Source organism: Bacillus silvicola (genome assembly GCF_050524305.1).
Classification (GTDB): Bacteria; Bacillota; Bacilli; order Bacillales; family Bacillaceae_G; genus Bacillus_A; species Bacillus_A cereus_AT.
Map to the genome: position 1 here is coordinate 799,827 of NZ_JBNGVC010000013.1, position 23,936 is coordinate 823,762.

Genomic DNA, 23,936 nt, shown 5'->3' on the forward strand with positions numbered 1-23,936 from the left:
TTTTTTATTACATTGTATGCAAATGGTCGTCAAATTCCTTCCAACATATTAAAGCATACGGTGGTTCTATATCCAATACTATATTTACATCTTCTGCTACTACTTGTATTCTTTCGGCTGAGTTATCTCTTTTTCCTGAAGGATAAATAGCTAGCTTCATTATTTCCTGCTTTCCATCTTCATAAATCCTTTTCTTTAAGTCTAATTGTTCAATTTGTTCTTTTGAAGGAATCTCTTTCCCTTCCCAATCACATATTTCAAATAGAGGATATCGATCCCCATACCATTCCTCAATAATCTCAATGACTTTCAGAATAATATAATTCCCCGATACTAATTCGTAACTAACAGCATCACCTGCTTTTAAAGAAGTATTCGCTATAAATCTCTTCGGTACTTTTTTAGCTTGTGGCTGCGGAGAATGTAACTGCTCTCTTAGTTTATTTAACACTACTTCACGTTTTCTCTGTAATGTAGGTTCATCTTCCCAGCGGGCTAAATCTGCACCGCTCTCTATTATTTGCAATGCCTCATGTTTAACATTCTCTTGAAGTCTTCCTAACTTCCATTGTATGCAAGCAAATGCTAGCCAAAAAACAATAATCTCTTCATCATCTAGTTCAGTCTGGTATGCCTCAATTACAAGCCTACTTGCTTCTTCATTCGAATATTCGTTTCCTAACAAATCCTTATAAATTAACTGAATATCTTTAGCAATATTATCTGACAATATCGCTACTCCCCAAGCCCCCATACATTAACACTCCAATCTATAAACTAAAAACCTCTCATTCCCATTCTTCTCATAAGCCCCAGGCAACCTTACTTCCCTCTTCAGCTCAAACGCTGTCTGATTCTCTAAGAAGAAAATATAATCTTCAGAAGGATAGTATAAAATAATATCGACTTCTCTCTCCGCCTCTTCTACCGAAAGTAAAATATTATTTACTACGTTCATAAATACTTGTACAGAAAATGGATTGAAGAAATAAAACCGATTATCACGTGGATCAATCTCATATTCCTGCGCTAAACAACATTCAAACCCAATTTTATCCTTACTGTTTCTTACCTTTCGTGCATAGCGCTCTAGATTATCCATTGCTTCTTTATAAAACTCTTCATTCATTTCAATCCCAACGGCCGAAGCACCACACTTATGGTGCATGTAAAAGTTTAATCGTCCTTTTCCGCACCCAAAGTCTACAACTCGATCGCTACTTTTTATTTCATATTGATTCAGTAACTCATCTAATCCGCTATATGGCGTCGGTTCATAACGGTGATAATGCATAGACTTATTAAACCCTTTTTGCTCACCGACAGTTTTTATATTTAATACAGCATCGTAATATTGTTCGTTCATTCGTTTGCTCCCATTAAGAAATATTACTATTATTATACACCACGTACTGAATGCTCATTTTTATCAAATTGATTGGTACGTGAAATTATATCGTCGCAAAATCGAATATATTGACTTAACGACAAATTCCTACAAAAAAACAGGAGCTTTCTAGCCCCTGTTTTCTAATACTTTCAATACAGTTTGTTTCAATATTTCTACTCCATCCATTATGCAAGAATGATCAAACTTCATATACGGATGGTGTAATCCAGGTTGTAGGTTTGCCCCTAGTCCAAGCATGACAGCTTTTAAATGTGGTCTCTTCACTGTGTAGTAATGGAAATCATCGCTTCCTGTCGTATACAGTGGTCCAGTACATCCCTCTTCCCCATACACTTCAAGAATACCTTTACGCATAAAGCGCTCAGCTTCTTCTGACACTTCAGCTCCTGGTGCAAGATCAATCCACTCATAAGAAAGTTTAGATCCCATTGATTCAGCTGACTGAATTACTTGCTCTATTTTTTGCTTTAATTCATTTAGTAATATGTTATTTTCTGCTCTTACATCTAAACTAAAATGGCCGTTACCTGGAATAATATTTAGATTATCACCACCAGCTTGACATCTCGTCATCTTAACAGAATACGACGTCTGCGGTGGTAGCCATATATTTTTCAATCCAATATTAATCATCGTGATGACATCAATTGCATTTATCCCTTGATGCGGGCGTGCCCCATGTGCATCATCTCCGTGAATCACCCCTTCTAAAAATCCTGCTGCTCCGTGACGAATAGATGGGGCGGCTTGTTTCAAAGGCAGTTCTTCAATCGGCCTTAAATGAACACCGAATAGGAAATCCGCATCATCCACAGCACCCTTCTCTACCATCTTTAAAGAACCATTTCCTTTTTCCTCTGCCGGCTGAAAAATAAATCTAACAGTACCGCTATCCCATCTCATATTTTTCAATTGTAAAATAAGCCCCATCACAATTGTCATATGAGCATCGTGACCACATGAATGATTCGCTTTAAACTCTCCGTCCACTTCTTGCCAAAGTGCATCCATATCGGCACGAATCGCAATAACTGGATTCCCGCTTCCGATTTCAGCAATCACGCCTGGGCAATCATCAAATATTTTATATGAAATTCCTTCTTCTTTTAAAAAGTTAGTAATATACGCTGTCGTTTCATACTCTTTCCAACTCACTTCAGGGTTTTCATGTAAATGCTGAAAAATTTCAGTTAAACGCTCTTGTAGTTCTAATGTTTTCAAAGCTACATTCTCCTTCCCAAATTCCAAAACCATTCAGGTTAATTATACTTATGAAAAACAGATGTTTTTATGAACATATTGAATTTTAAGAAAAAAGTCAATTGTTTATTTTTAAATACGATCGACAACTTATTTCCACTCACTTCATAACGATAGAACATTCCTTATTTTCTGTTTTTTATTGACGCTCATATCAGTTTTTAGTTATTATAATTTAATAACGTCTATTTTGCGACAATTCTAAAAATACAAACATGCATAATGAGGAGGCAGTTTATGAAAAAAGAAATACCTTTTGGCGTAGCAATGATCCCTGTTATCGTTACAGTTGCAGTTATGATGGTTACAATTGTTGTATTAAAACAAAGCCCTCACGTCCCACTTATTATCGGTACAACCGTTGCTTCTATCGTTGCCTGGCGTTACGGTTATAAATGGAACGACATTGAAGAAGCAATGTATAAAGGAATTCGCCTCGCATTACCCGCTATCGTTATCATTATTCTTGTAGGTTTAACGATCGGTGCTTGGATTGGCGGCGGAATCGTCGCAACAATGATTTATTACGGTTTAAATCTTTTAACTCCATCACTATTTTTAGTTTCAATTACAATTATTTGTTCTATTGTTGCATTAGCTATTGGTAGCTCTTGGTCTACAATGGGGACAATTGGTGTTGCAGGAATGGGAATTGGTCTAAGTATGGGAATTCCAGCTCCAATGGTTGCCGGTGCTATAATTTCCGGTTCTTATTTCGGCGATAAAATGTCACCGCTTTCAGACACGACAAACTTAGCCGCAGGATTAACAAATACAGATTTATTCACACATATTCGTCATATGTTATTTACTACAATTCCAGGTTTAATTATTACTCTTATCGTTTATGCTTTCTTAGGAAGAAACTTCGGCGATAACAATATTGATGCAAAAAGCATCGATCAAACATTACAAGTATTGCAACAAAACTTTGTTATCTCGCCTTTCCTATTAATCATACCCGTAGTCGTTATGGTATTGGTCGCTAAAAAGGTTCCTGCTATACCAGCTATTCTCGTCGGTATTATTTTAGGATTTTTATCACAAGTCTTTATTCAAGGTGGTTCTGTCTCATCAGCTGTCGGCGCACTCCAAAATGGATTTGTCATAGACACTGGAAACAAGCTAGTAGACGAACTATTTAACCGCGGTGGCTTGGATTCGATGATGAACACAGTTTCTATGACCATTGTCGCTATGACGTTCGGCGGAGTACTAGAACATACTGGTATTCTCCGTGCAATTGTAAATCAAATTTTGAAATTAGCGACATCAGCAAAAGGACTTATCGCTTCTACTATCGCATCTTGCTTTGCAACAAACCTTACTTGCTCTGAACAATATATTTCGATTGTTGTTCCTTCAAGAATGTATGCAAATGCATACACAGAAAAAGGACTACATTCTAAAAACTTATCCAGAGCATTAGAAGATGGTGGAACATTAACTTCTGTTTTCGTACCTTGGAATACATGTGGTGTATTTATACTCGCAACACTTGGAGTTGGCGCATTCGAATATGCTCCTTATGCTATATTGAATTTCATCGTACCTATTATCTCAATCATTTACGGTATAACGGGTCTCACAATTACGAAACTATCAGACATTGAAAAAGCAGAACTACTGAAAAAACAGAAAGCTCAACTAGAAGCTTAAAATTTTTGAAACGAATACATCGGTAAATTCAGCTCATATATTGCGCGAGGACGTCCTTGTTGATAGGGCATTTCCTCGCCGCAAATATGAGCATACCCATAATCAACTAGTTTCTTTAATAACCTTTCTGTTGATCGCCGAGTCACTTGTAAGTATTCAGAAAGATCTGCCGCTGTAAACTTCAATGACGGATGTGATTGACTAAATTGAATAATTTTTGACAAGTTTGCAGGACTAAGCTTCGTTTCCTTCGCTATTTTCATTAATTCAGGGTTATCATTTTTCAAACTTTGTACTCTCTGCTCTTTCGGGAACGGACCAAATAATTTTTTATCACTTGTTAGTATATAAAAACAGCGTTCTATCGGATTATTCTTTGCGAAACCTTTAGCGATTTTTGCATTTTGTTCCGCTTCATTTACTGTTTTTCCGTAACCAAATCCAATAGATACCGCTCCTTCTATATTCGTAAATAAACGAGCTATCATATTTGTTTTTATACTCGATTCAATATCACCACGAGTTGTATACAAAATAAATGTCATTTCGTCAACTTGTTTAAATGAACCACGTAATTCTTTCGAAATCACATTTAATTGTTCAAGCGAGCTTTCTTGTAACTCTATAAAGGATATAATACAAGCACCAACAGTAGCTGAATGGCTTTTTGCTAACTCAGCTTTTATTTTTGCACCTTTTAACCCTTGTATAATTGATTGTGTCGGATCTATCATACGCTCTGAAGGAACACCTATTTTTTGAAGTTCGTCGTAGACAGCGTGAATACTAGTTAAAGCTAAATGAGCTGCTCCAGATTGATATTTAGCTACATGAAAATCAATGACTCTATTTATTTCATCTTTACTCCACAGCATATTTTCATAATCCAACACTTGTGGACTTTCTTTTATACCGATATCATGGAACACATTCGTAATAAACGAGCGGTCTACTAAATCGATTGAAATTTTATGTGGCTGAATACTTTGATGGTACATGACAGAAAGAAGTGAAGATGCGACAGTTGTCTCGTCTTGCTGCAAGTACGTACTTGGAATTCGTAATTGTTCTCTTATTTCTTTTGCCATATAATAAGGTAAAGCACCTGAGAAAAAGATGACATCGCAAGGCTTTAAACGCTTTAATAGTTCAGAAGATTCTGCCGGATGAAGGTAAATATATGGATCAATTTCTATTTCTTCTAGTTTATGCGCAATAGGTAAAAGATTCTTTATAAACTCTTTTGAACCGACAACTGCAATTTTTATCATCATTTTCTCTAACTCCTTATTATTAATTAACGACTATTTAACGTCAACTATATCAAATGTACAAAACTATTGTAAACAGGAAGGGGTCTTTATTCAATGAAAATTACAGCTATTCATCTTTACGCAATTCGTTTACCACTTCGCAATCCGTTTGTTATTAGTTATGGTTCTTATTCTGATATGCCTTCTATTATCGTCAAAATGGAAACAGACGAAGGCATTATCGGTTACGGTGAAGGTGTTGCTGATGATCACGTTACAGGCGAATCATGGGAAAGTACTTTCCATACTTTAAAACATACGCTAGCTCCTACTCTTATCGGACAAAATCCAATGAATATCGAAAAAATACACGATATGATGGACAATACAATTTACGGTGTTCCAACAGCGAAAGCTGCAATTGATATCGCTTGTTTTGATATAATGGGCAAAAAATTAAATCAACCTGTATATCAATTAATTGGCGGGCGCTATCATGAAGAGTTCCCTGTCACTCACGTTTTAAGTATCGCCAATCCTGAAGACATGGCTGAGGAAGCTGCCTCTATGATTCAGAAAGGTTACCAATCTTTCAAAATGAAAGTCGGTACAAATGTAAAAGAAGATGTAAAACGAATTGAAGCTGTACGTGAACGTGTAGGGGATGATATCGCGATTCGCGTCGATGTAAACCAAGGCTGGAAAAATAGCGCAAACACATTAACAGCACTTCGTTCATTAGGACATTTAAACATCGATTGGATTGAACAACCTGTGGTCGCAGACGATATTGACGCAATGGCTCATATTCGTTCTAAAGCAGACCTTCCACTTATGATTGATGAAGGATTAAAAGGTTCTCGTGAAATGCGCCAAATTATTAAATTAGACGCAGCTGATAAAGTAAATATAAAACTGATGAAATGCGGCGGCATATATCCAGCAGTAAAACTCGCTCATCAAGCAGAAATGGCAGGAATTGAATGCCAAGTTGGATCAATGGTCGAATCATCCGTTGCCTCTTCCGCTGGTTTCCACGTCGCTTTCTCAAAAAAAATCATTACAAGTGTTGAACTTACAGGTCCGTTAAAATTCACGAAGGATATCGGAAACTTACATTACGACGTACCATTCATTCGCTTAAACGAAAAGCCGGGACTAGGCATTGAAATAAATGAAGATACATTACAAGAACTAACCGTCTTTCAAGACGTTGTACGCTAAAGGAGGACTAACACATGACAGTTCTATACGAAGGAACATTAAAACAAAATAACGATCCATTTCACGTTACATTACTATCTTTAGAACATATGGAACAAATTTTATCATTACAAAACGTTATAGTTGAAGCATTAGAAGATAAAGGTCGTTTACAACCACTTTCACAAGAAGAATTTCAATACATTCTAGAAGGAAACGGCATGATGATCGGTGCTTTTATCGAAAACGAACTCATCGCATTTCGTGCCCTACTCGTCCCTCCTATCGACGACGAACATTTAGGACTTGATATTGGCCTATCAGAAAGTGAACTACACCGCGTCATCTATCAAGAAATCTCAAACGTTCATCCGAACTGCCGAGGAAATGGGATGCAAAAAATATTAGCAAACGTCATCATGGACAAGTTACAAAAAGAAGATGGCAAATACGATTACGTTTGCTGCACCGTTGCACCTTTTAACATTCCTAGTTTAAAGGATAAATTTGCGCAAGGGATGGAAATTGCTGCGCTGAAGGAGAAGTATGGCGGTAGTATGCGGTATGTTTTTGTGAAGGAATTGCGTGAGGATAAAGAAAGAAATTGGACGGATATTAAAGATATTCCGATGAGTGATGTTAGTGAAAAGCAAGCGTTACTTTCGGAGGGGTATCGTGGATATGAGATGGAGAAAGTGGATGGAGATTTCGTTGTGAAGTTTGGACGATAATTTATATACAAAAAGAAAAGGATGTCACCTATTCAAAAATTTGAATGGCGACATCCTCTTCTCTTTTGATGAACTGTACCTTGGTAAATGAAATTATACGAGCGATTTTTTGAATAGATCGACCACAACTTCAAATATATCAGCGATTTTTGAAATATATCGACTTACCGACAAAGATTGACAATAATCGCAACCTATATAATCCCCATTACTAAACCGTCATCTTCCAACTCGATAACGCTAACCAGTTTTCCATTTCCTTATAATCAGGCATTATCTTCCCGACAAGACGCCAAAAAGATCGATCATGATTTAAATGGACCATATGACACATTTCATGAACAACTACATAGTCAATTACCTGCTGTGGTGCCATTGCTAGCTTCCAATTAAACGTTAACTGCAAGTTCGAATCACAAGTTCCCCACGTACGGCTACTATCTGTAATACGAATAGAACGCGGTTTTGTTTTAAAGTTATTTTGATGTGCTTTAATACTCTTCTCTACTAACGCCTTGCACTGCTTATAGTAAAATCGTTTTAAAGCTTGTTGGATTTTCTCGTCCTTAAGCTCTTTCACATAAATATGTAACTTATCCCCTTCAAAAATCGCATTGTCTTGCATAATACTTGCATCTTGGGAAATCTGTATCGGATACGTGTTGCCTAAATACAGAAAGCCCTCCCCTTGATCATAATCCTTTTCTTGTGGCCCAAGCGCTCGCTCCTGCATTTCCTTACGTGTTTTCTGAATCCAATCCCATTTCTCCTCTAACAACTGGACTAAGTATTCAACAGGCGTACCTTTTGGAGCTTGCACCTCAACATTTCCGTAAGAATCTACAAAAAGACGCACGGACTTTTTCTTCTTATAAGTTATATGAAAATTAATTGTCTCACCTAAATATGTATGTACCATTTCATCACCTAGTGTATTATTTTTACAAATAAAAAAGAGTAGGATACAAACTTCCTACTCTACCTATTATATCATTTACCGTTTTAACGAACTTATTATCCTCTATACTTTACGCCTAATCCCTTAATGAAATTCCTTGCGTATCTATCGCCGCACTCTTTGTAATTTTTATGGCCTTTTTTTCTTAACAGAGCGCCTAACTCTCCTTTTGTTACCGTAACGCCTACGCTATCTAATATATCAAGTACATCTTCACTCGTTAATGAAAGTGCAATTTTCATTTTCTTTAAAAGAAGGTTATTGGCACTCTCCTTGCTCTGTGCAGGAGCCGGTTGCCCTGGTGTCGGATCTTGCTTTCCTCTTTTTAAAGTAATAAATCCATTTAAAAATGCCTCTAACATCATCATATCGCATGTTAGTACGTACTCATCTTCGATTACATCGTCATTTTCAGCTTCATGTTGCGGCGCTCTCTTTATTTTTGTAAGCATATCAACTACGTCTTCTTTCGTTACTTCCATCCCGCCAAGTTTAAAGATTTCCACCATATCTATATCTTTTATATCTAAAGCATATCTTACTCTTTTTAATATATCGTTGTTGCTCATTGCCATTGTTTTGCCTCCTGAAATGTTGATTATAGTAATGCTTTTAGCATGTGTAAATGAATGTCGTTAAGTTACTACTTTAACATTTTAGGGGGAGGTTTTGTAGTCATGGGTGGATTAATACTTTTGGGGATGATTTTAAAACACCAACATATGTTGTTTAGGCACTTTGAATTATCCATTTAAACCCAATCGAATTATAATGCTACTAGAGTTAATATGGGAGGGAATCAATATTGAATTATCTAATTGGTTATAAGGATGCTGAACGAAACTTCGGACATGAGGACCCAATGCTAACAGAATATACATATGGAAAGTCAGGATCTGATACTTAAAAGTACAAAAGGGAGATTTTCTATCCTTTCATAAAACAATACATAACAAGCTCTATATAACCGCATATTATGTGGTCGAAGAATTCGCGCTTATAAAAGATATCAAACTATATAAAGAAGAATTAAAATCAAATACGGTAAAAGGTATTTTAGTTGGCGATGGGATAATCGTACGAAATTACGGATGGGGATTTACTATTAATTACACACTTGAAAATGGACTAACCTGATATAGGTTAGTCCATTTCTTTTTATGCAACTCTAATTTAGTGGGCAACTCAAACATGAATGTTACGCAAAATTCAGGTGAAATATATTGATTATGTTTACTTAGGTTTTACTTTTTATTTGCGGTACGGTTCACCGTAACTAATCTAAATGAAGTTATTATTCATTATTTGCATAATTAAATTTAACAAAAAAGGTAGTGCCTTCCGATCCTGTTTGAATTTCTATTTTTGCATTATGACGGGCAGCAATGGCATAACATACACCTAACCCCAATCCAGTTCCATTATCTTTGGTCGTGTAAAATGGAGTACCCAGTTTCTGTAATACTTCAGGCCTGATACCTTTTCCTTGATCCCGCACTGCAAGCACCACACAATTTTGACCTTCCTTGTAAGTGCTAATGGTTAGAACTTTCCCTGTGTCCATCGCTTCTAAGCCATTACGGTATAGGTTTATTAATAATTGCCGTATCTCATTACGATTTAAAAGTAATTCCGGAATGTCATTTGTACCGACTTGAATATATTTATTTTGATTATACGTATCAATCTTTATTAATGGAATAATATCGTGGATAATTGCATTTAAATCTAACATCTGCAAATCCGATTTCCTTGTATTACCCATTGAGAGAAATTCAGTAATAATAGAATTGGCACGGTCAAGTTCTTCAATCATTAAATTAAAGTGCTTATTATGTTTCTCATAGGTAGGCTCTTCTTTTAATAACTGCAAAAAACCTCGTACTGTTGTCATTGGATTTCTAATCTCATGGCTGATGCCTGCTGCCATTTGCCCTATTAAATCTATGTTCGATAACCTTTTCAATTCCTGCTCATATTGCTTTTTTTCCGTTATGTTTTTAAAAATACAACAAATACCATCATCATACGGGTATGCAATAACTTCGTGCCAATATTCATCAGAGGTAGAAAAAAATTCGAAACAAACTGTAGTTCGCTCTGACATTGCACGATGAAGTTCCTTATACATAACTTCGTCAACGCTACTCGGGAAAATCACCCATATATTCTTGCCTAATACATCTTTTGCTGTTTTTCTTTGTGGAAAATATTGATGCTTATTTACGTACGTAAATTCCCATGTATTATTCAAAGTAAAGAATCCATCCGTAATACTTTCAATCACACTTGTAACTTTTTCATTAGCAACAGCTAGTTCTCTCGTTCGCTCTTCCACCATGCTTTCAAGTCGATCCATATATAACAAGTTTGAAAACGTAGGAGCTGTGGCATCAACGATAGATTTTGCCAGTTGCATTTGGGAATTATCATAATTGTGAGCTTTTCCCTCTTTGCCAACGACGATTACCCCTAATACTTCTCCCATTGAAACCAATGGAATCATCAGTTGACCCTTACTATCTATATTTTTCGTTTGAATAACCTCTTGGATCTTGGCTTCATAGCTTTTCTCCATCCAATCTGCTTCTGTCCAATCACAGTCCTTGCTTAACTTCGTTGTTTTAATCATTGTTTTGTCTAGCGGGTCTAAAAGGTGGGCAGCCATGTTTTTACTCTCTAAAATCTGTCCTAAGTAAAGAAAACATTTATCAAAACTTTCCTGTACCGAGGAACACATTGATAAATCACGGGTAACATTTAGTAACAGCTGCTTCTCGGCAATAAGGTTTTCCTTTTGTGTTAAATTATTTGCGTTTTGAATTGCGACCGCAGCCATATTTACATAAGCTTCAACACTTTGAATTTCTGAATTTGTTAAGTTCATTGGAACTCCATAATCAAATAAAAAAACCAGCCCAAATAACTCTTGCCCAAATGAGATAGGCAGAGCTAATAAGGACTTAATTTTGAACGCAGCAACTGGTCTCGGATCCGGCCGATGATCCTTTGATGTATCAGGGATATAAATGGTTTTTTTTGTTTCAATAACTTCTTTTGCCAGTAAGTCTATTTCAGGATCAATTACCTGAGTATCGAGCATTACGCCATTTATTGTCTCTGGTTTTCCTGCAAACCCTCTAAATGTTCCATCTTCCTTTGGTAAATAAATTCCAACAGCGTTGCACTTAACAATCTCCTCCGATATCGCCATTGTTACACGTTGCAATACTTCACGTAGTTCTAATTTTGTATTTATTATTTTTGTTATATTCGCGAGCCTAGAATATCTCGCCTGATCACTTAACATTCACATGGCCTCCAATTATAGGCATAATAAAGTGAAACTTTAATCAGCCCGCACCAATCGGGCTTTTACGGGCAGCACGACTCCCACCTAACTTCTTTGCACTAGCTGAATTTTGAGGTGGGAGTTTTACTACCCGGCAAATAGCGGGATAAAATAAACATGATAATATCAGTGAAAATCAAGACCAGCCATTTTCTCCTGTATTCTTTTCTTACCCTTGTTTTACATAGAATACATCACTTACTTATGATACGGTTCACCTTAATTAAAATGAAACAAACACTAATTAAATCGCTATACCCCATCCCTCTAACTTTCAAAAGTTACAATGTTTCACTATCTCCATCCTTATCAACACTATCCTCAAACTTATCCAACAAAGCACGCACTTCATCCGTCGATTTCGTACTCATCAATTGATTTCTTAGTTCAGCAGCTCCAGGGAAGCCTTTTACATAAATTTTGAAAAAGCGATGAAGCCCCGTGATTGAACGTGGCAGTACTTCTGCATATTGATCTTGAAGATCAAGCTGCAGTCTTAAAAGATCAAGGTGTTCTTTACTGCTATGCTCTCTTGGCTCTTTTTCAAAAGCAAACGGATTTTTGAAGATACCTCGTCCGATCATAACTCCATCAATACCGTATTTTTCAGCAAGTTCCATTCCGGTTTGACGATCAGGAATGTCTCCGTTGATTGTTATTAGCGTATTTGGTGCAATGCGGTCACGTAATTTTTTAATTTCCGGAATTAGTTCCCAGTGCGCGTCTACTTGGCTCATTTCTTCTCTTGTACGTAAGTGAATAGAAAGGTTCGCAATATCTTGTTTTAAAATGTGCGTTAACCAATCTTCCCACTCACTTAACTCTTTAAAGCCAAGTCGTGTTTTTACGCTGACAGGTAGCCCGCCCGCTTTTGCTGCTTGGATAAGTTCTGCCGCAACGTCTGGACGTAGAATAAGGCCACTACCTTTTCCTCTTGATGCTACATTCGGTACAGGGCAGCCCATATTAATATCGATACCTTTAAATCCTAGCTCTGCCATACCAATACTCATTTGGCGGAAATATTCAGGATTATCTCCCCAAATATGTGCCACTATTGGCTGTTCATCTTCTGTAAAAATTAAACGGCCACGTACACTTTTCATACCTTCTGGATGGCAATAGCTATCCGAGTTTGTAAACTCTGTGAAGAATACGTCTGGACGACCAGCTTCACTTACTACGTGACGGAAAACAACGTCTGTCACATCTTCCATTGGTGCAAGTACGAAAAATGGTCGTGGTAAATCACGCCAAAAATTATCTATCATTTCAAATTCAAATCCTCTCACTATGAATACAACTTCAAACTCTCAATTTATAATTTGTGAAAATCAGCAATATTTATTTTAACTAAAATCATTGCTGAATGGTATTTTTATAAACCAAAAAGCAGGTGGTATAGATTTTTTCTATATCAACTGCTTTTCTATTATACCAACTTAAGCCAAGCCACACACTCCACATGAGTAGTATAAAGTATATCATATCACTTAGTGTTGTTTATATTATCCTTTTGCATTCTATCGCAAGAGAAACGAAAGAAATTGTCATTTATGCGTGTGGAATGTATTTATTTTATTTTAAGTGTGTGGTCGTTTTTGTGGTCAGTGGTCAAAATGAAAAGTGGGTCTTCTCATATTTGAGTGGATTCACTTTTTTATTTTAACAATGAATTAACGGACATGTAACATTTACAGTTATTACGTAAAATTGGTATGATTTACTTATTACTTCAAGGAGGTTATTTCATGAGTTATGATACTGTAGCATCGCTACAACGTATGCAACAATTAGAACAAGCTCAAGCTGCAGCTGGGAAACGTTTAGTGTTAAAGCCAATATATTCTTCTCTGGATACAGCGTTAATTGTTGTTGCGGTTATCCTATTCATTCCCACCTTTACTTTTTCTTTATTGGCATTTTTAGTTTACTATTATACAAAATTCTTTTTCATGAAAACACGATTAGTAAAGAATGTAGCTACAGGTGAGAAGTTTTATGTGGATAAACAGGAATTCAAACAATATAAGAGGAATTTTAGGAAGAAGGAAAAACAAGTTAGAAAGATATCTGATTTTTAATAAAAGGAGAAGATTGTAATGTATAAAGAACAAGAAAATAAATTGCAAGACCGGCAGTTAAAATACGTACTTGAAAAATATATTATCCCTAATAAGGGGTTTGATCCAAATGAAATTAGAACACAAGAAGAGCTGAATGATGTTCAGGAGGGATTGAAAAAATATCATAATCTTTCTGAAGATGAGCATATAGAATTATCTCTTTCAATTAGAAATGGTACTTACGAACTATAAACGAAAAAAAGCCGCCCAATAGGACGGCTTTAATTTTTAATCAAACTATTCTTTTGTATAGTAATATGTTTTATTTTTCAAACTTCACATATTCACCAGAAACCCATTGGTCACCGCCAACATTATACCAACCGTCTCTATATCCCCAAGACTGATATCTTTCACTTTGGTACACATTTTTTACGACACCATAGTTAGTTCCTGGACCAATACGAACGCGTAATACATCAGCTGTAATAGTCACTACACCAATGCCATCAATTGAAGGTTTAGAAGGTGCTGGTGCATTTTCTCCTGTATAACGAATATATGATGAATCATTATATACCCACTGATCGCCACCTAAGTTTAGCCACCCATTTGACTCACCCCATACTTGGTAGCATTCTCCTTTCCCTAATTGACGAATCACCCCGTATCCAGTACCAGGTCCTTTACGAAGGTTAACATTATTCCCCTCAATATATGCAACACCTGTCCCACTAGCTGAAGGTGGAATAGGTGTTGGAGGTACATTATTACCTCCACCGTTATGTGCATTTTGAACTCTTTCAATAAAGCTATCCCAACGTCCTTCTGCTAACATACGATGAGGACAATACTTTCCACTCCATGATTGATGTGTGCGAACTTTACTAATTGGAATATTGTACTGTTTCATTAGTTGAGCTACGATGATAGCTGCATTATCTTCCGCTTTATAATATCGATCTCCACCACTTAAAGAGTAACAGATTTCAACTCCAATAGATTTACGATTTCCGTTACCACCACCATCACCGCAATGCCAAGCATTACGCTCTAAAGGAATTCCTTGTACAGCTTCTTTATCATCTACCGCAATATGAAACGATACTTGGTTATCATTGCGAATCATATAAGATACTTCATTTTCTGCTGTAGCATCATTATACGTATTATGAACTGTGATAAATTCTGGATTCATTGTATACGGACACTTTGTACCATATTTACTTGGGGCAACTAATTTTTTTCTGATTTCCATTATTGAACATCTCCCTTTTTATCTTCTTGTTTTTGTTTACCACCTAAAATTTCAACTGCATTCGTTAATGCTGAAGGTAAAGGGATTCCCATACGACCAGCGTTTTCTAACAGTGATAGCAACTCATTTCCAATAAAGAAAAAGATTGTCGCTTCACGAATGGCACTATTACTTCCAAGTGCTGTATCTAACTGAGTTGCCACTCCAACCAAAAGAAAAAGCACCACCTTTTTGGCGATGCCTTTGAAACCAACTTTACTTTTTAATTCTCCAAGTATAGCGGCGGCAATCATTCCTGTAGCGTAATCGATAATTGCCATTGTGACTAAGACCTGCAACGTCATATCCCATCCTCCCAAAAAATATCCGCAAAAGCCTCCGAATGCGAATACAAATGTTTTCATTAATACATCAATACGATCCATCTTTTCACTCCTTTTCTAAAAATAAAAAAGCCTGCTATAAGCACGCTCCGTTTTGTTGTAAAAGCCGTATTTTGTTCATTTTTAATTTCTTTTTATAATAAAACTACTAATTGAAAAAATGCTATCCATAAAACAATTGAAAACAAGCCACCCCATAATAACCCTACAAAGAAATTAACGTCTTTTTCCATAATGACTCTCCTATTATTTTTTTATAAGTTAGTTACCATATAATATCTCGCTATTGTGTATTAACGGTGTCCTAAAAGTGAAGTTCTAAAAAATATATAGGGTAATTTTGTTTATATTCTACGCTTGTCCTTCTTCAAATACAGCGATTGCCCCTTTAAATTCATCTAATGTATTGGTATATAAATACGCTTGCTTGATAAAGTTTTGAGAACCGATAAGCACACTTGGTACGAAATGATGTGTATCTTGTTCCAAATACGGTTTTCCTGCTAGAAACGCTTCTCGTGAAACATAATAATTTAGTGTGAAGTTTAAACCTAGCTTTGAACCATAAATACTATCAATTCGTCCATAAGCGCCTTCAACATCTAATCCAATATCTAATGTCTTATTTAATTTTACACCCATAAAAACACTCCTCATTTTTTAAATTGATATTTGACCATAAGATTTCCATACACCTGGCGTTCCGTCCACAATACATTTCCAACCTTCTTCTTTTCCGGCTACAGGAGGGAATTTTTCTATTTTATCCCCTGCCTCCCATGTACCCAAAGTAGGCGGTCTATCTCGCTTTAAAAATTGTAAATTACGTAACTTATTTTTAATCGTGGTTGCATAGTGAATATGTTCACGGCGAACTTCAATATATATCGTAATACGTTTGAATCGATCGCTATCTAACACTGTTCCTGGTTTTAAAATCAATCTAAATGTTGATGCGTTCGCTGAAGTAACTGCAAATTCCGTACTCCCTATATTATTCAAGAATTTTTGTTTCTTATCTTCGCTATCCCAAATAGATCCGGAAGCATATATGGAATCTGATTCATTCAAAAGATTTCCCGACTTGTCATACGCTGCGACTTCCGGTCTGAAATAACTTCCATCTGTGATATAACCAATCCTATGAACATATTGAGTTTCAAGTGTCTGATTGAAAAATTCACGCCATGAAAGCATTTGGTATCCGTTCTTTTGTTTTGTTAGTGATTCATTGTCTGGTATTTTTTGTTCACATTGGCCATGCCGAAAAAATGTATCTTCATCTAAAGTGAAAATAGGAATACGATAGTAACTTTGTTCGATTCTACTCATTACAAAATTTTCGAAACCATCATCTTTTTCTACTACACCCGCACCTTTTGCAAATTGTGGATTCGGAACGTAGTTGTCATAAATAACATTTCCACGAGTTTTTTTGTGAAAATAAAATTTTGTTTCGCCCTCTGTTCTCACATCATTAAAGATATTTCGATTACCTGAGTAAATACGAATAACACCGTGTTCCACACAAGGTTTGTAAAAGATATTATTGTTATGTGCATATCCGGTTCCTGAAGGGTTTCCAATTTTAATTTCTTTATATCGCCCACCGTAAAAATTGCAATCGGTAATCCAAGAATCTTGATCTTCACCATATAAATCAAGTACATCTACTTTCCCGAATGTGAAATCACTATAGGAAATAGAAGTGATTCCTTCTATTTTTGCATTCGCATACAACTGAGTATTGAAATCGTACATGATGGTTATTTTTGCATTTTTAACTCCGATAATCTTAACACCAACATCATCAGAATTAAGCGTGTTTCCTTTTATTACCCTCGCAATATACGCCTGAATTGCTTCTGTTTTCGAACTATGTCCACCAATGAGAATTGCTGGTTTATGATCTACAAAAGACTTAATTGTTCCTTCTAAAGAAACATCGAGAATATCACTAAAGTCCACCGTATCGTAAACAGCAATCAACATATTTTTAGGAATAAATATTCCTAGTTTATTTCTTTTTGCGAAGTCTGCTGCTTCTTGAAGTCTTACCGTTTCATCACTTCCATCACCTTTTAACCCGAACCACGATACATTTACACTTCTTTCTTTTAAATCTTTTTCAATAAACTCTAAACGTGCGCCTAATAACGGGAATTTAAGTGCTAACAAGGAACTATATCGAGAATCAATTACTTCCGACCCATTTGTAGTTCCTGCAAGCACGTTGTCCCATCTTGTTTCTAAAATATTTTGCCTTTGTTTTGTCTCATTTGATACTGCAGTTGTTGATTCCGTTTCCTTATTCACAGCATGTAACCCATCTGCCAATGATCCACGGACATCTTTCCCGTACAAAGCTGTTTTAATTTCATTTACATAGCTGATTATATTAGCCACATCATACACCTCCTGTCTCTTCTAATACAGTTACACGTTTATCTATTGCTTTTAGATTTGATTGTACCGTCTCAATTGTTTTACTAATTGTTTCGATTGTTTTTTCAAACGAAGTCACTTTTTTATCAACAACTGTAATATTCTTAGTGTTTGTTTGAACATCACTTTGAATTTCCCCAATTACTTCTGTAGTAGGTAAACCTTGTATTTCTCCTTCAATCTGTTCTAATTTGTCTCCTAAACCAGATATCAAATTAAAAATCTCTTTTAAATCGGCATTCCCAATAGCTTCTTTTAGAATTTCAAGCTCATTTTTCGCTTCAGTAAGATTCGTTGATAATGAATTGATTTTTGTTACTTGTCCAGAGACGGTGTACTGTAGATTTATAATTTCTTGAGAGGATTTTTTCAAATCACTTTGATATTGATACAGTGTTTTCAATTCATCTCCAATTGTCAAACTAGCACCTTGTGGACTATTAATATCTAAAGATTTACCAACAATTCTAAGAGATTCACTTATCCCCATTACTGGATTTATTACTGGGTGATAATTCCCTACCTCAAAAGAATCAATATCTAATCCAATCAAGTATAAATCGACCGCACTTATCTTATATTGAATCAAAATTGTTTTTTGATTTCTAAGCCAATCCTTTCCTTTAGAAAGTAAATTATCAACAAGTGTTACATCATCCCATGTAATAGAAGCTCCTTGGATTCCAAATTCTTTTATACCCTCCACATCATCAATGTAAGGTATACCCTGATTTATTGATTCAATGGTTAATCGTGCTTCTGATGCATCTGTTACCCCTTCTTCTTTCGACTCAATTCTTGCCCCTAAAGGTGTTAAACGGGTAATAATCTCAGTAGGATCTATGTCGCAAGACATACTAATTAAATTTTTCGCAATCTTAATTTCAGTCTTTTTATCTTCACCAATACGTTCTAAGTAATCTAAAAAACGAACACCGTTCACTTTTCGTATTTGGAGTTCGCCACCTAGTTTATCTATTAATTTTTCTTTAATTGTTTCAAACGTATCTTTCTCAGCTGATAAATAAAGATAAAGGTTATTTGTAGAATTAGTGACCGTTACATTACCAACTTTAAACCTTTTATACTCTTCTACTTGTTTGTTATGGTGATCAAGAATCTTTATGAAAAGCTCCTTTGGTGTACCCCTAAACTCTAAATGTCGTTGGACAGAGTCATGTAAGTATCCAAGCTCCCCTTCACACTCATACGAGTCACTATGAAGCCCTGAATTGTCCATATCTTTACTCGGTCCTAATACTCGACCTTCAAATTCATACTTACCTGTCTTTGTATTTAACACATTTATCAGTGTTTTTAACGGCTTTATCTTATGGAATCCCGGGTTATTCATATAGAAGCTAAAATTAAATGAATCTATCAAATTAATACCTTTTTTTATTACTCCTGATGGTAATTTAAGCTCATTCACACTCGGACTATGAACAATTGTTTTAACACCATCATTAATAATTATTACTTCATACACTTAAATCAACTCCTTATAGAAACGGAATGAGATTGTACCACTACCAGTAATTTCAATTGGATTTTCTCCTGATTTAAGTACAAAACCTTTATCTTTTGTAATACCAGCTGGTACTGTATAACTAACTCCAGTCTTACTAATTCTCATTTGATTAGATGTTATAATCTCAGGTACCACATCAGAAGCCCCTACATTCAATAGAATAACTTTTAATGAGCCGTTCACAGTGAATTTTGTTGTTTGAGCCACATCTAAATCAAAATTAAACGTATCCCATATATCATTACCTTCATACAATTCGGCAATCATAAAAGGATATGCTCTAAAAGTTACACTGAGGGTTCCAGTTTCAAAATCATCTTCAAAACTTGATTCGCTCTCTATCTCAGCTAAAAAATAATATCCAGGGATATCATCATCGTATAGCTTTTGTCTACCTTTACTGTTCATAAGCCAATTAATTAACTTAGTCTTTTCCATATGTAATGCATGTGGTGTCCAATTACCTCGCTTTAAAACATTAAAGTCATATTTTAAAGGTCTTGAAGTGTATGTTTGTGAACCGTATACTTCACTAAAATCATATTCCACATTGCTAAAAGGCACTTTAACTACAATCTTTTCTTTACTTGGAAAACCAATCTCTCTGCCATCAGCTGGCATAGTGTATCCCATATCAATATATGAATGTTTTCCATTAAATTTAATGCCATACATTATGCCAGCCCCCTTTCAATCTTTCTAATTCTTACTCCACCTTCGTGACCTGTATAATCACCGGTGATTTGAGCAAATGTTCTTCCATCAACTTGCAAGATAATTGGGCGGTCATTACTTTGCTGTGGCATCGTAGATGCTATTCCTTTTCCAATTGCACCAAGTGTTTTATCATTCAGAGGTAAAACACCTTCTGGTCCAGCTTCTCCAGCACCTTGATAACTCCCATTATTCATTCCAAAAATAGTGGGACGTGTAAAAATACCACCTTTAGCACGCCATTCTACTCCAAATCCAGATGGATATTCAATATCTTTTCCCAAAATATTTTTGTGACTAGTCTGCAGACTAAAGTGTGGAAGCTTAGGCATTTCAGGCGTTGGGATTTTTAATTTCAAACCATCAAAGAATCCTTTGATTTTATCAATTAATCCCTTCACCTTATCAACTGCATCTTTTATTGGATCAATAATAAATCGCTTCGCTGCTTCAAATTTTTCTTGTGCTGCGTTTTTCACGGAATCAAATTTTTCTTTAGCTGAGTTATATAAATCAGTAAATTTTTGTTTTGCAGAATTATAAGCTTCTGTAACTGGGTCAATCACATATTTTTTCACCGCATTCCACGCTGAAAGTGTATATGATTTGATTTTTTCCCAGTTTGTATTTATCCAATTTGCTAAATCTGCTAGTTTTTGCTTCGTTGTATTCCACAATTCTTGAACTGGTTGGATAACATACTGTTTTATTAAATTCCAACCCGCTAACGTATAAGATTTCGCTAATTCCCATTGTGAATTTAACCATGAAACTAAATCTCCAAATTTTTCTTTGACTAAATTCCAAGTTTCCTGGACTGGCTGAATAATATATTGTTTCAATAAACCCCATCCAATTTGTGCTGCAGCCTTCGCTATTTCCCACTGTGTACTAAGCCAGGTAACTAACTCGCCAATCTGTTTACTTACCCACTCATATGCTTGTTGTATCGGTTGGATAATATATTGAGATATAGCAGCCCAAGCAATTTGTGCACCTGCCTGTATTAATAGCCACCCTGCTTCAAGAACCGCAGAAATTAATGAAATAATTGGATCTAAAAATGTAAGTATGGAATTCCAGGTTTCTTCCCATTTTTGTATCAGCTGAGTAAAGAATTGCGATGCAGTATCAACAAGTGAAGACCACCATGAAGCTGCAGTTTCTACTAAGGAAGATAACCACTCTGATGTACTATCTACAAGTGAAGACCACCATCCTGTTACTGTTTCAACAAGCGAAGATAACCAACTTGATGATGTTTCAACAATATTTGACCATAAATCTGAAAAAAATTGAATCAATGGATCTAGATAACTATGTGCCATATCCAAGAATGAAGACCAGGCATTTGAAAAATAATCAACTGTGGAGGACCACCCATCACTACATACCTGAACTAAACTAGACCATAATTCACCGAACCAATCTTTAAATTGGGTCCACTTTTCAGAAAGCCAGTCGGTTATGGCACCCCAATTCTGTATCGCCCAAATAGCGCCTGCTATCACCGCGGCAAGACCAGCAATAAAACCAATAACTACTCCAAGTGTTGTACCTAATACACCAACCGATGCTACAACAACGGCAATGATTGGGGCCAAAGTACCGACCACAGCAACTAATCCAGCGAAAATATAAACAAAATTTTGAACCGGATCAGGTAATTTTGTAAACCAATCAATTACTGATTTAATTCCTTCAACTAACGGAGGTAAAATAGTTTGTGCTAACTCAGCGAGTTTCTTTCCAACTGGTTCTAAAGCTGCTTGTGTTTCTCTTAATGCCTTTTGAAACTGTTGGCCAAGTGATTCTTCTTGGAGCTTTTTCATTTCATCCATACGGCCGTTTACATCGCCCAGACCACCATTCACATCATTTAAGCTTAGAACCGCATCAGCGCCCATGTCTTCCCATTTCACGCCAAAAAGAGCAACACCAATCTGGTTTGCCTTTACTTTGTCATCCATCTTTTGAAGGTCACCTAATACAGCGTTAAATACATCAGCTGCGGTTCCCTTTCCTTCATTGAATGATTCCCATACCTTTTGTGTCTCTTCTGATAAATCACCAAATCCATCAGAAACACCCTTTGATCCGTCCTGTACACGAATACCAAATTCTTTCACAAGGTCATTTATGTAATCTAAATTATCCTTTATACCCCTGCTTTCGCAGTATTTAATAGGGAGTAGACTATACCACCAACTCAATGAGTTGCCCCTTGGTAGTCGTTGAGGGCTTCCTTTCGGCTATCCCTGCTGATTGTCCAATCCTTTAGATTGTCACGGCATTCGCTCGTACTAAAGGCTCTAAGGAGTTTCCAGCATATTCAGGGTTTCCAACATACCATCGCTGATATGTGGCGCAATTATTATTTACGATCCATTTTTAGTCCCATTTGCTAAGATTGTAAACATCTCTTGAGCACTAAAACCACCTTGCTTGAATAAAGGCGCATATTCAGAAAGGTTATCAAACAACTCATCAGAATAATTTAGGCCTTCTTGAGCACCTGCAGCAAGTAAGTCAAATGTTTCCTGTGTAGATAAGCCGAACTGTGACATTAATTGTCCTGCACCACGTGTAGCTTCGTTTAAGTCCACATCATAGAGCTTTGCAAGAGTTAAAACATTCTCAGAAGCACCTTGTAATTCTTCATGTGGAACATCACGCATATTTTGATAGACTTTTATCAGTGCATTATCTACCTCTTCAAGATTTTCACCAAAACCCTTTTTCCAAGTATCTACAGCTATCTTTTGAAGATTTTCTGCACCTTTTCCGGTTAAACCTAAAGAAGCTTGAATCTTTCGTTGAGAAGCATCAAAGTCTATTGCTATACCCACAGTTGCTTTACCAAGTTCAATTAATTGTTGAGACATTCCTTCTAGCATTTGGGTAGCTTCCATCATATTGTGTAAATCTAACTTCTTACCTAACTGTTCCATACCTGCTGCGGCTTGATCTCCACTTTGGCCAACACTATGCAATGAATTCTCAAATTGTTTCAAGGTAGTTTTAGCTTGGTTTAATTTCGTTTCAAGCTGTTGCACTTCTGTAGAATTCTCACCATACACACGCTTTGCTGCACTTAATTGTTGTTCTAAATTATGGACGACTCTATCCGTCATTTCCATTTGCTGACGTAACTGTTTTTGCGCTAATTCCAACTTATCTGCTTCACTAGCATTTTGACCTAATTCAGCATTTTGAAGTTTAAAAGAACTTGTTAAACGTTTTTGTTCAGCTTCTAATTTCTTAGAATTCTCCTGCAAATCAAGTAAAGTTCCACGTGCTTCTCTCGCTTCAGTTGCTTGCTCTGAAAGACCTTCATTCACTCTTTTCATTGCAGCATTAAGAGTAGTTTCAGCACGTTCCGCATCTAGTAACTTACCGTACATTTTATTAAGCTGTTCCGCTGTCGTATTTGTATCTTTAGACATCGCTTGATATTCGGAACGCAACATAGCTGTACGCTTCTTTGCAGCTTCCATTTGAATTTCTAACTTTTTCTTTTCAGCTGCTAATTTATCGGTCGCAGTCGCATCTTGTCCCATAGCGGCAATATGATTCTTGTATTCCTTCGCTGCGTTGTTCATAACCATATTGATTTGCTTTAATGTCTGCGCATACTGAACTTGTCCATCCATTTTAAAATTAAGAACGACGTTTCTTTCTTTATTATTCCCTGCCATTTTCTCACCTCATT

The 23,936-nt window shown here is 36.1% G+C and carries 19 protein-coding genes and 2 pseudogenes; 5 read left to right on the forward strand and 16 right to left on the reverse strand.

Annotated features, from left to right (window positions below; translation table 11 throughout):
• Positions 1-7: 7 nt before the first annotated feature.
• The 3 genes from ACP6L7_RS26165 to ACP6L7_RS26175 form a co-directional block, all read right to left on the reverse strand.
• Complete coding sequence (locus tag ACP6L7_RS26165; RefSeq protein WP_097828974.1) at positions 8-754, reverse strand: hypothetical protein; 747 nt, start codon at positions 752-754, stop codon at positions 8-10.
• A 3-nt stretch (positions 755-757) separates the two neighbouring features.
• Positions 758-1,366, reverse strand: a complete 609-nt coding sequence (locus ACP6L7_RS26170; RefSeq protein WP_097828975.1) for an SAM-dependent methyltransferase — start codon at positions 1,364-1,366, stop codon at positions 758-760.
• 150 nt (positions 1,367-1,516) lie between these two features.
• Positions 1,517-2,632, reverse strand: a complete 1,116-nt coding sequence (locus tag ACP6L7_RS26175) for a M20 peptidase aminoacylase family protein (RefSeq protein ID WP_070140683.1) — start codon at positions 2,630-2,632, stop codon at positions 1,517-1,519.
• A 276-nt stretch (positions 2,633-2,908) separates the two neighbouring features.
• Between ACP6L7_RS26175 and nhaC the strand changes: the two genes are divergently transcribed.
• The gene (gene nhaC / locus ACP6L7_RS26180; protein WP_097828976.1) at positions 2,909-4,330 is read left to right on the forward strand and encodes a Na+/H+ antiporter NhaC; all 1,422 of its coding nucleotides are present in this window, start codon (positions 2,909-2,911) and stop codon (positions 4,328-4,330) included.
• On the opposite strand, the gene ACP6L7_RS26185 is transcribed toward nhaC, so the two are convergent.
• Entirely contained in the window at positions 4,327-5,604 is a 1,278-nt protein-coding gene (locus tag ACP6L7_RS26185) for a transcriptional regulator (RefSeq protein WP_097828977.1), read from the reverse strand. The genes nhaC and ACP6L7_RS26185 overlap by 4 nt on opposite strands.
• Before the next feature lie 93 nt (positions 5,605-5,697).
• Between ACP6L7_RS26185 and ACP6L7_RS26190 the strand changes: the two genes are divergently transcribed.
• Positions 5,698-6,807 carry a mandelate racemase/muconate lactonizing enzyme family protein gene (locus ACP6L7_RS26190; protein ID WP_097828978.1) on the forward strand — a complete coding sequence of 370 codons (1,110 nt, stop codon included), beginning with the start codon at positions 5,698-5,700 and terminating at the stop codon, positions 6,805-6,807.
• A gap of 14 nt (positions 6,808-6,821) precedes the next feature.
• Positions 6,822-7,517 carry an N-acetyltransferase gene (locus tag ACP6L7_RS26195; protein ID WP_097828979.1) on the forward strand — a complete coding sequence of 232 codons (696 nt, stop codon included), beginning with the start codon at positions 6,822-6,824 and terminating at the stop codon, positions 7,515-7,517.
• 211 nt (positions 7,518-7,728) lie between these two features.
• Here ACP6L7_RS26195 and ACP6L7_RS26200 read toward each other — a convergent pair whose 3' ends face one another.
• The 4 genes from ACP6L7_RS26200 to ACP6L7_RS26215 form a co-directional block, all read right to left on the reverse strand.
• A complete protein-coding gene (locus ACP6L7_RS26200) occupies positions 7,729-8,436 on the reverse strand; it encodes a M48 family metallopeptidase (RefSeq protein WP_097828980.1) in 708 nt (235 codons plus the stop codon).
• A 95-nt stretch (positions 8,437-8,531) separates the two neighbouring features.
• Complete coding sequence (locus ACP6L7_RS26205; RefSeq protein WP_097828981.1) at positions 8,532-9,050, reverse strand: YehS family protein; 519 nt, start codon at positions 9,048-9,050, stop codon at positions 8,532-8,534.
• Between the two features lie 719 nt (positions 9,051-9,769).
• Positions 9,770-11,785: a GAF domain-containing sensor histidine kinase gene (locus tag ACP6L7_RS26210; RefSeq protein ID WP_097828982.1), complete on the reverse strand. Its 2,016-nt coding sequence runs from the start codon at positions 11,783-11,785 to the stop codon at positions 9,770-9,772.
• A gap of 323 nt (positions 11,786-12,108) precedes the next feature.
• Entirely contained in the window at positions 12,109-13,098 is a 990-nt protein-coding gene (locus tag ACP6L7_RS26215) for a tRNA dihydrouridine synthase (protein WP_097828983.1), read from the reverse strand.
• Between the two features lie 480 nt (positions 13,099-13,578).
• On the opposite strand from ACP6L7_RS26215, the gene ACP6L7_RS26220 reads away from it, so the two are divergent.
• Entirely contained in the window at positions 13,579-13,911 is a 333-nt protein-coding gene (locus tag ACP6L7_RS26220; RefSeq protein WP_430529489.1) for a hypothetical protein, read from the forward strand.
• 18 nt (positions 13,912-13,929) lie between these two features.
• A complete protein-coding gene (locus tag ACP6L7_RS26225; protein ID WP_430529490.1) occupies positions 13,930-14,145 on the forward strand; it encodes a hypothetical protein in 216 nt (71 codons plus the stop codon).
• A gap of 70 nt (positions 14,146-14,215) precedes the next feature.
• Here the strand turns inward: ACP6L7_RS26225 and ACP6L7_RS26230 are convergent, their stop codons facing one another.
• From ACP6L7_RS26230 to ACP6L7_RS26265, 8 genes and pseudogenes are all read right to left on the reverse strand, one after another.
• Positions 14,216-15,151 carry an N-acetylmuramoyl-L-alanine amidase gene (locus ACP6L7_RS26230; protein WP_430529491.1) on the reverse strand — a complete coding sequence of 312 codons (936 nt, stop codon included), beginning with the start codon at positions 15,149-15,151 and terminating at the stop codon, positions 14,216-14,218.
• The gene (locus ACP6L7_RS26235) at positions 15,151-15,576 is read right to left on the reverse strand and encodes a phage holin family protein (RefSeq protein WP_430529492.1); all 426 of its coding nucleotides are present in this window, start codon (positions 15,574-15,576) and stop codon (positions 15,151-15,153) included. The genes ACP6L7_RS26230 and ACP6L7_RS26235 overlap by 1 nt, the downstream gene beginning before the upstream one ends.
• Before the next feature lie 309 nt (positions 15,577-15,885).
• On the reverse strand, positions 15,886-16,176 hold the full coding sequence (locus tag ACP6L7_RS26240; RefSeq protein ID WP_430529493.1) for a hypothetical protein: 291 nt from the start codon (positions 16,174-16,176) through the stop codon (positions 15,886-15,888).
• 18 nt (positions 16,177-16,194) lie between these two features.
• A complete protein-coding gene (locus ACP6L7_RS26245) occupies positions 16,195-17,940 on the reverse strand; it encodes a hypothetical protein (protein ID WP_430529494.1) in 1,746 nt (581 codons plus the stop codon).
• A gap of 1 nt (position 17,941) precedes the next feature.
• Positions 17,942-19,468: a phage tail spike protein gene (locus tag ACP6L7_RS26250; protein ID WP_430529495.1), complete on the reverse strand. Its 1,527-nt coding sequence runs from the start codon at positions 19,466-19,468 to the stop codon at positions 17,942-17,944.
• Positions 19,469-20,185 (reverse strand): phage tail protein, encoded by a 717-nt coding sequence (locus ACP6L7_RS26255; protein ID WP_430529496.1) that lies wholly within the window; start codon positions 20,183-20,185, stop codon positions 19,469-19,471.
• Positions 20,185-22,377: pseudogene (locus ACP6L7_RS26260) on the reverse strand (phage tail tape measure protein); the annotation flags it as partial. The gene ACP6L7_RS26255 and the pseudogene ACP6L7_RS26260, both read right to left, overlap by 1 nt.
• 228 nt (positions 22,378-22,605) lie before the next feature.
• A pseudogene (locus tag ACP6L7_RS26265) lies at positions 22,606-23,922 on the reverse strand (phage tail tape measure protein); the annotation flags it as partial.
• Positions 23,923-23,936: the final 14 nt, after the last annotated feature.

Bases quoted from the DNA above. Each gene is read 5' to 3' on its own strand.
- ACP6L7_RS26215 (WP_097828983.1), bottom strand. From the start codon at position 13,098: ATGATAGATAATTTTTGGCGTGATTTACCACGACCATTTTTCGTACTT.
- ACP6L7_RS26195 (WP_097828979.1), top strand. From the start codon at position 6,822: ATGACAGTTCTATACGAAGGAACATTAAAACAAAATAACGATCCATTT.
- ACP6L7_RS26170 (WP_097828975.1), bottom strand. From the start codon at position 1,366: ATGAACGAACAATATTACGATGCTGTATTAAATATAAAAACTGTCGGT.
- ACP6L7_RS26200 (WP_097828980.1), bottom strand. From the start codon at position 8,436: ATGGTACATACATATTTAGGTGAGACAATTAATTTTCATATAACTTAT.
- ACP6L7_RS26190 (WP_097828978.1), top strand. From the start codon at position 5,698: ATGAAAATTACAGCTATTCATCTTTACGCAATTCGTTTACCACTTCGC.
- ACP6L7_RS26165 (WP_097828974.1), bottom strand. From the start codon at position 754: ATGGGGGCTTGGGGAGTAGCGATATTGTCAGATAATATTGCTAAAGAT.
- ACP6L7_RS26205 (WP_097828981.1), bottom strand. From the start codon at position 9,050: ATGGCAATGAGCAACAACGATATATTAAAAAGAGTAAGATATGCTTTA.
- ACP6L7_RS26240 (WP_430529493.1), bottom strand. From the start codon at position 16,176: ATGGGTGTAAAATTAAATAAGACATTAGATATTGGATTAGATGTTGAA.
- ACP6L7_RS26230 (WP_430529491.1), bottom strand. From the start codon at position 15,151: ATGGAAATCAGAAAAAAATTAGTTGCCCCAAGTAAATATGGTACAAAG.
- ACP6L7_RS26255 (WP_430529496.1), bottom strand. From the start codon at position 20,185: ATGTATGGCATTAAATTTAATGGAAAACATTCATATATTGATATGGGA.
- ACP6L7_RS26210 (WP_097828982.1), bottom strand. From the start codon at position 11,785: ATGTTAAGTGATCAGGCGAGATATTCTAGGCTCGCGAATATAACAAAA.
- ACP6L7_RS26220 (WP_430529489.1), top strand. From the start codon at position 13,579: ATGAGTTATGATACTGTAGCATCGCTACAACGTATGCAACAATTAGAA.
- nhaC (WP_097828976.1), top strand. From the start codon at position 2,909: ATGAAAAAAGAAATACCTTTTGGCGTAGCAATGATCCCTGTTATCGTT.
- ACP6L7_RS26185 (WP_097828977.1), bottom strand. From the start codon at position 5,604: ATGATGATAAAAATTGCAGTTGTCGGTTCAAAAGAGTTTATAAAGAAT.
- ACP6L7_RS26225 (WP_430529490.1), top strand. From the start codon at position 13,930: ATGTATAAAGAACAAGAAAATAAATTGCAAGACCGGCAGTTAAAATAC.
- ACP6L7_RS26235 (WP_430529492.1), bottom strand. From the start codon at position 15,576: ATGGATCGTATTGATGTATTAATGAAAACATTTGTATTCGCATTCGGA.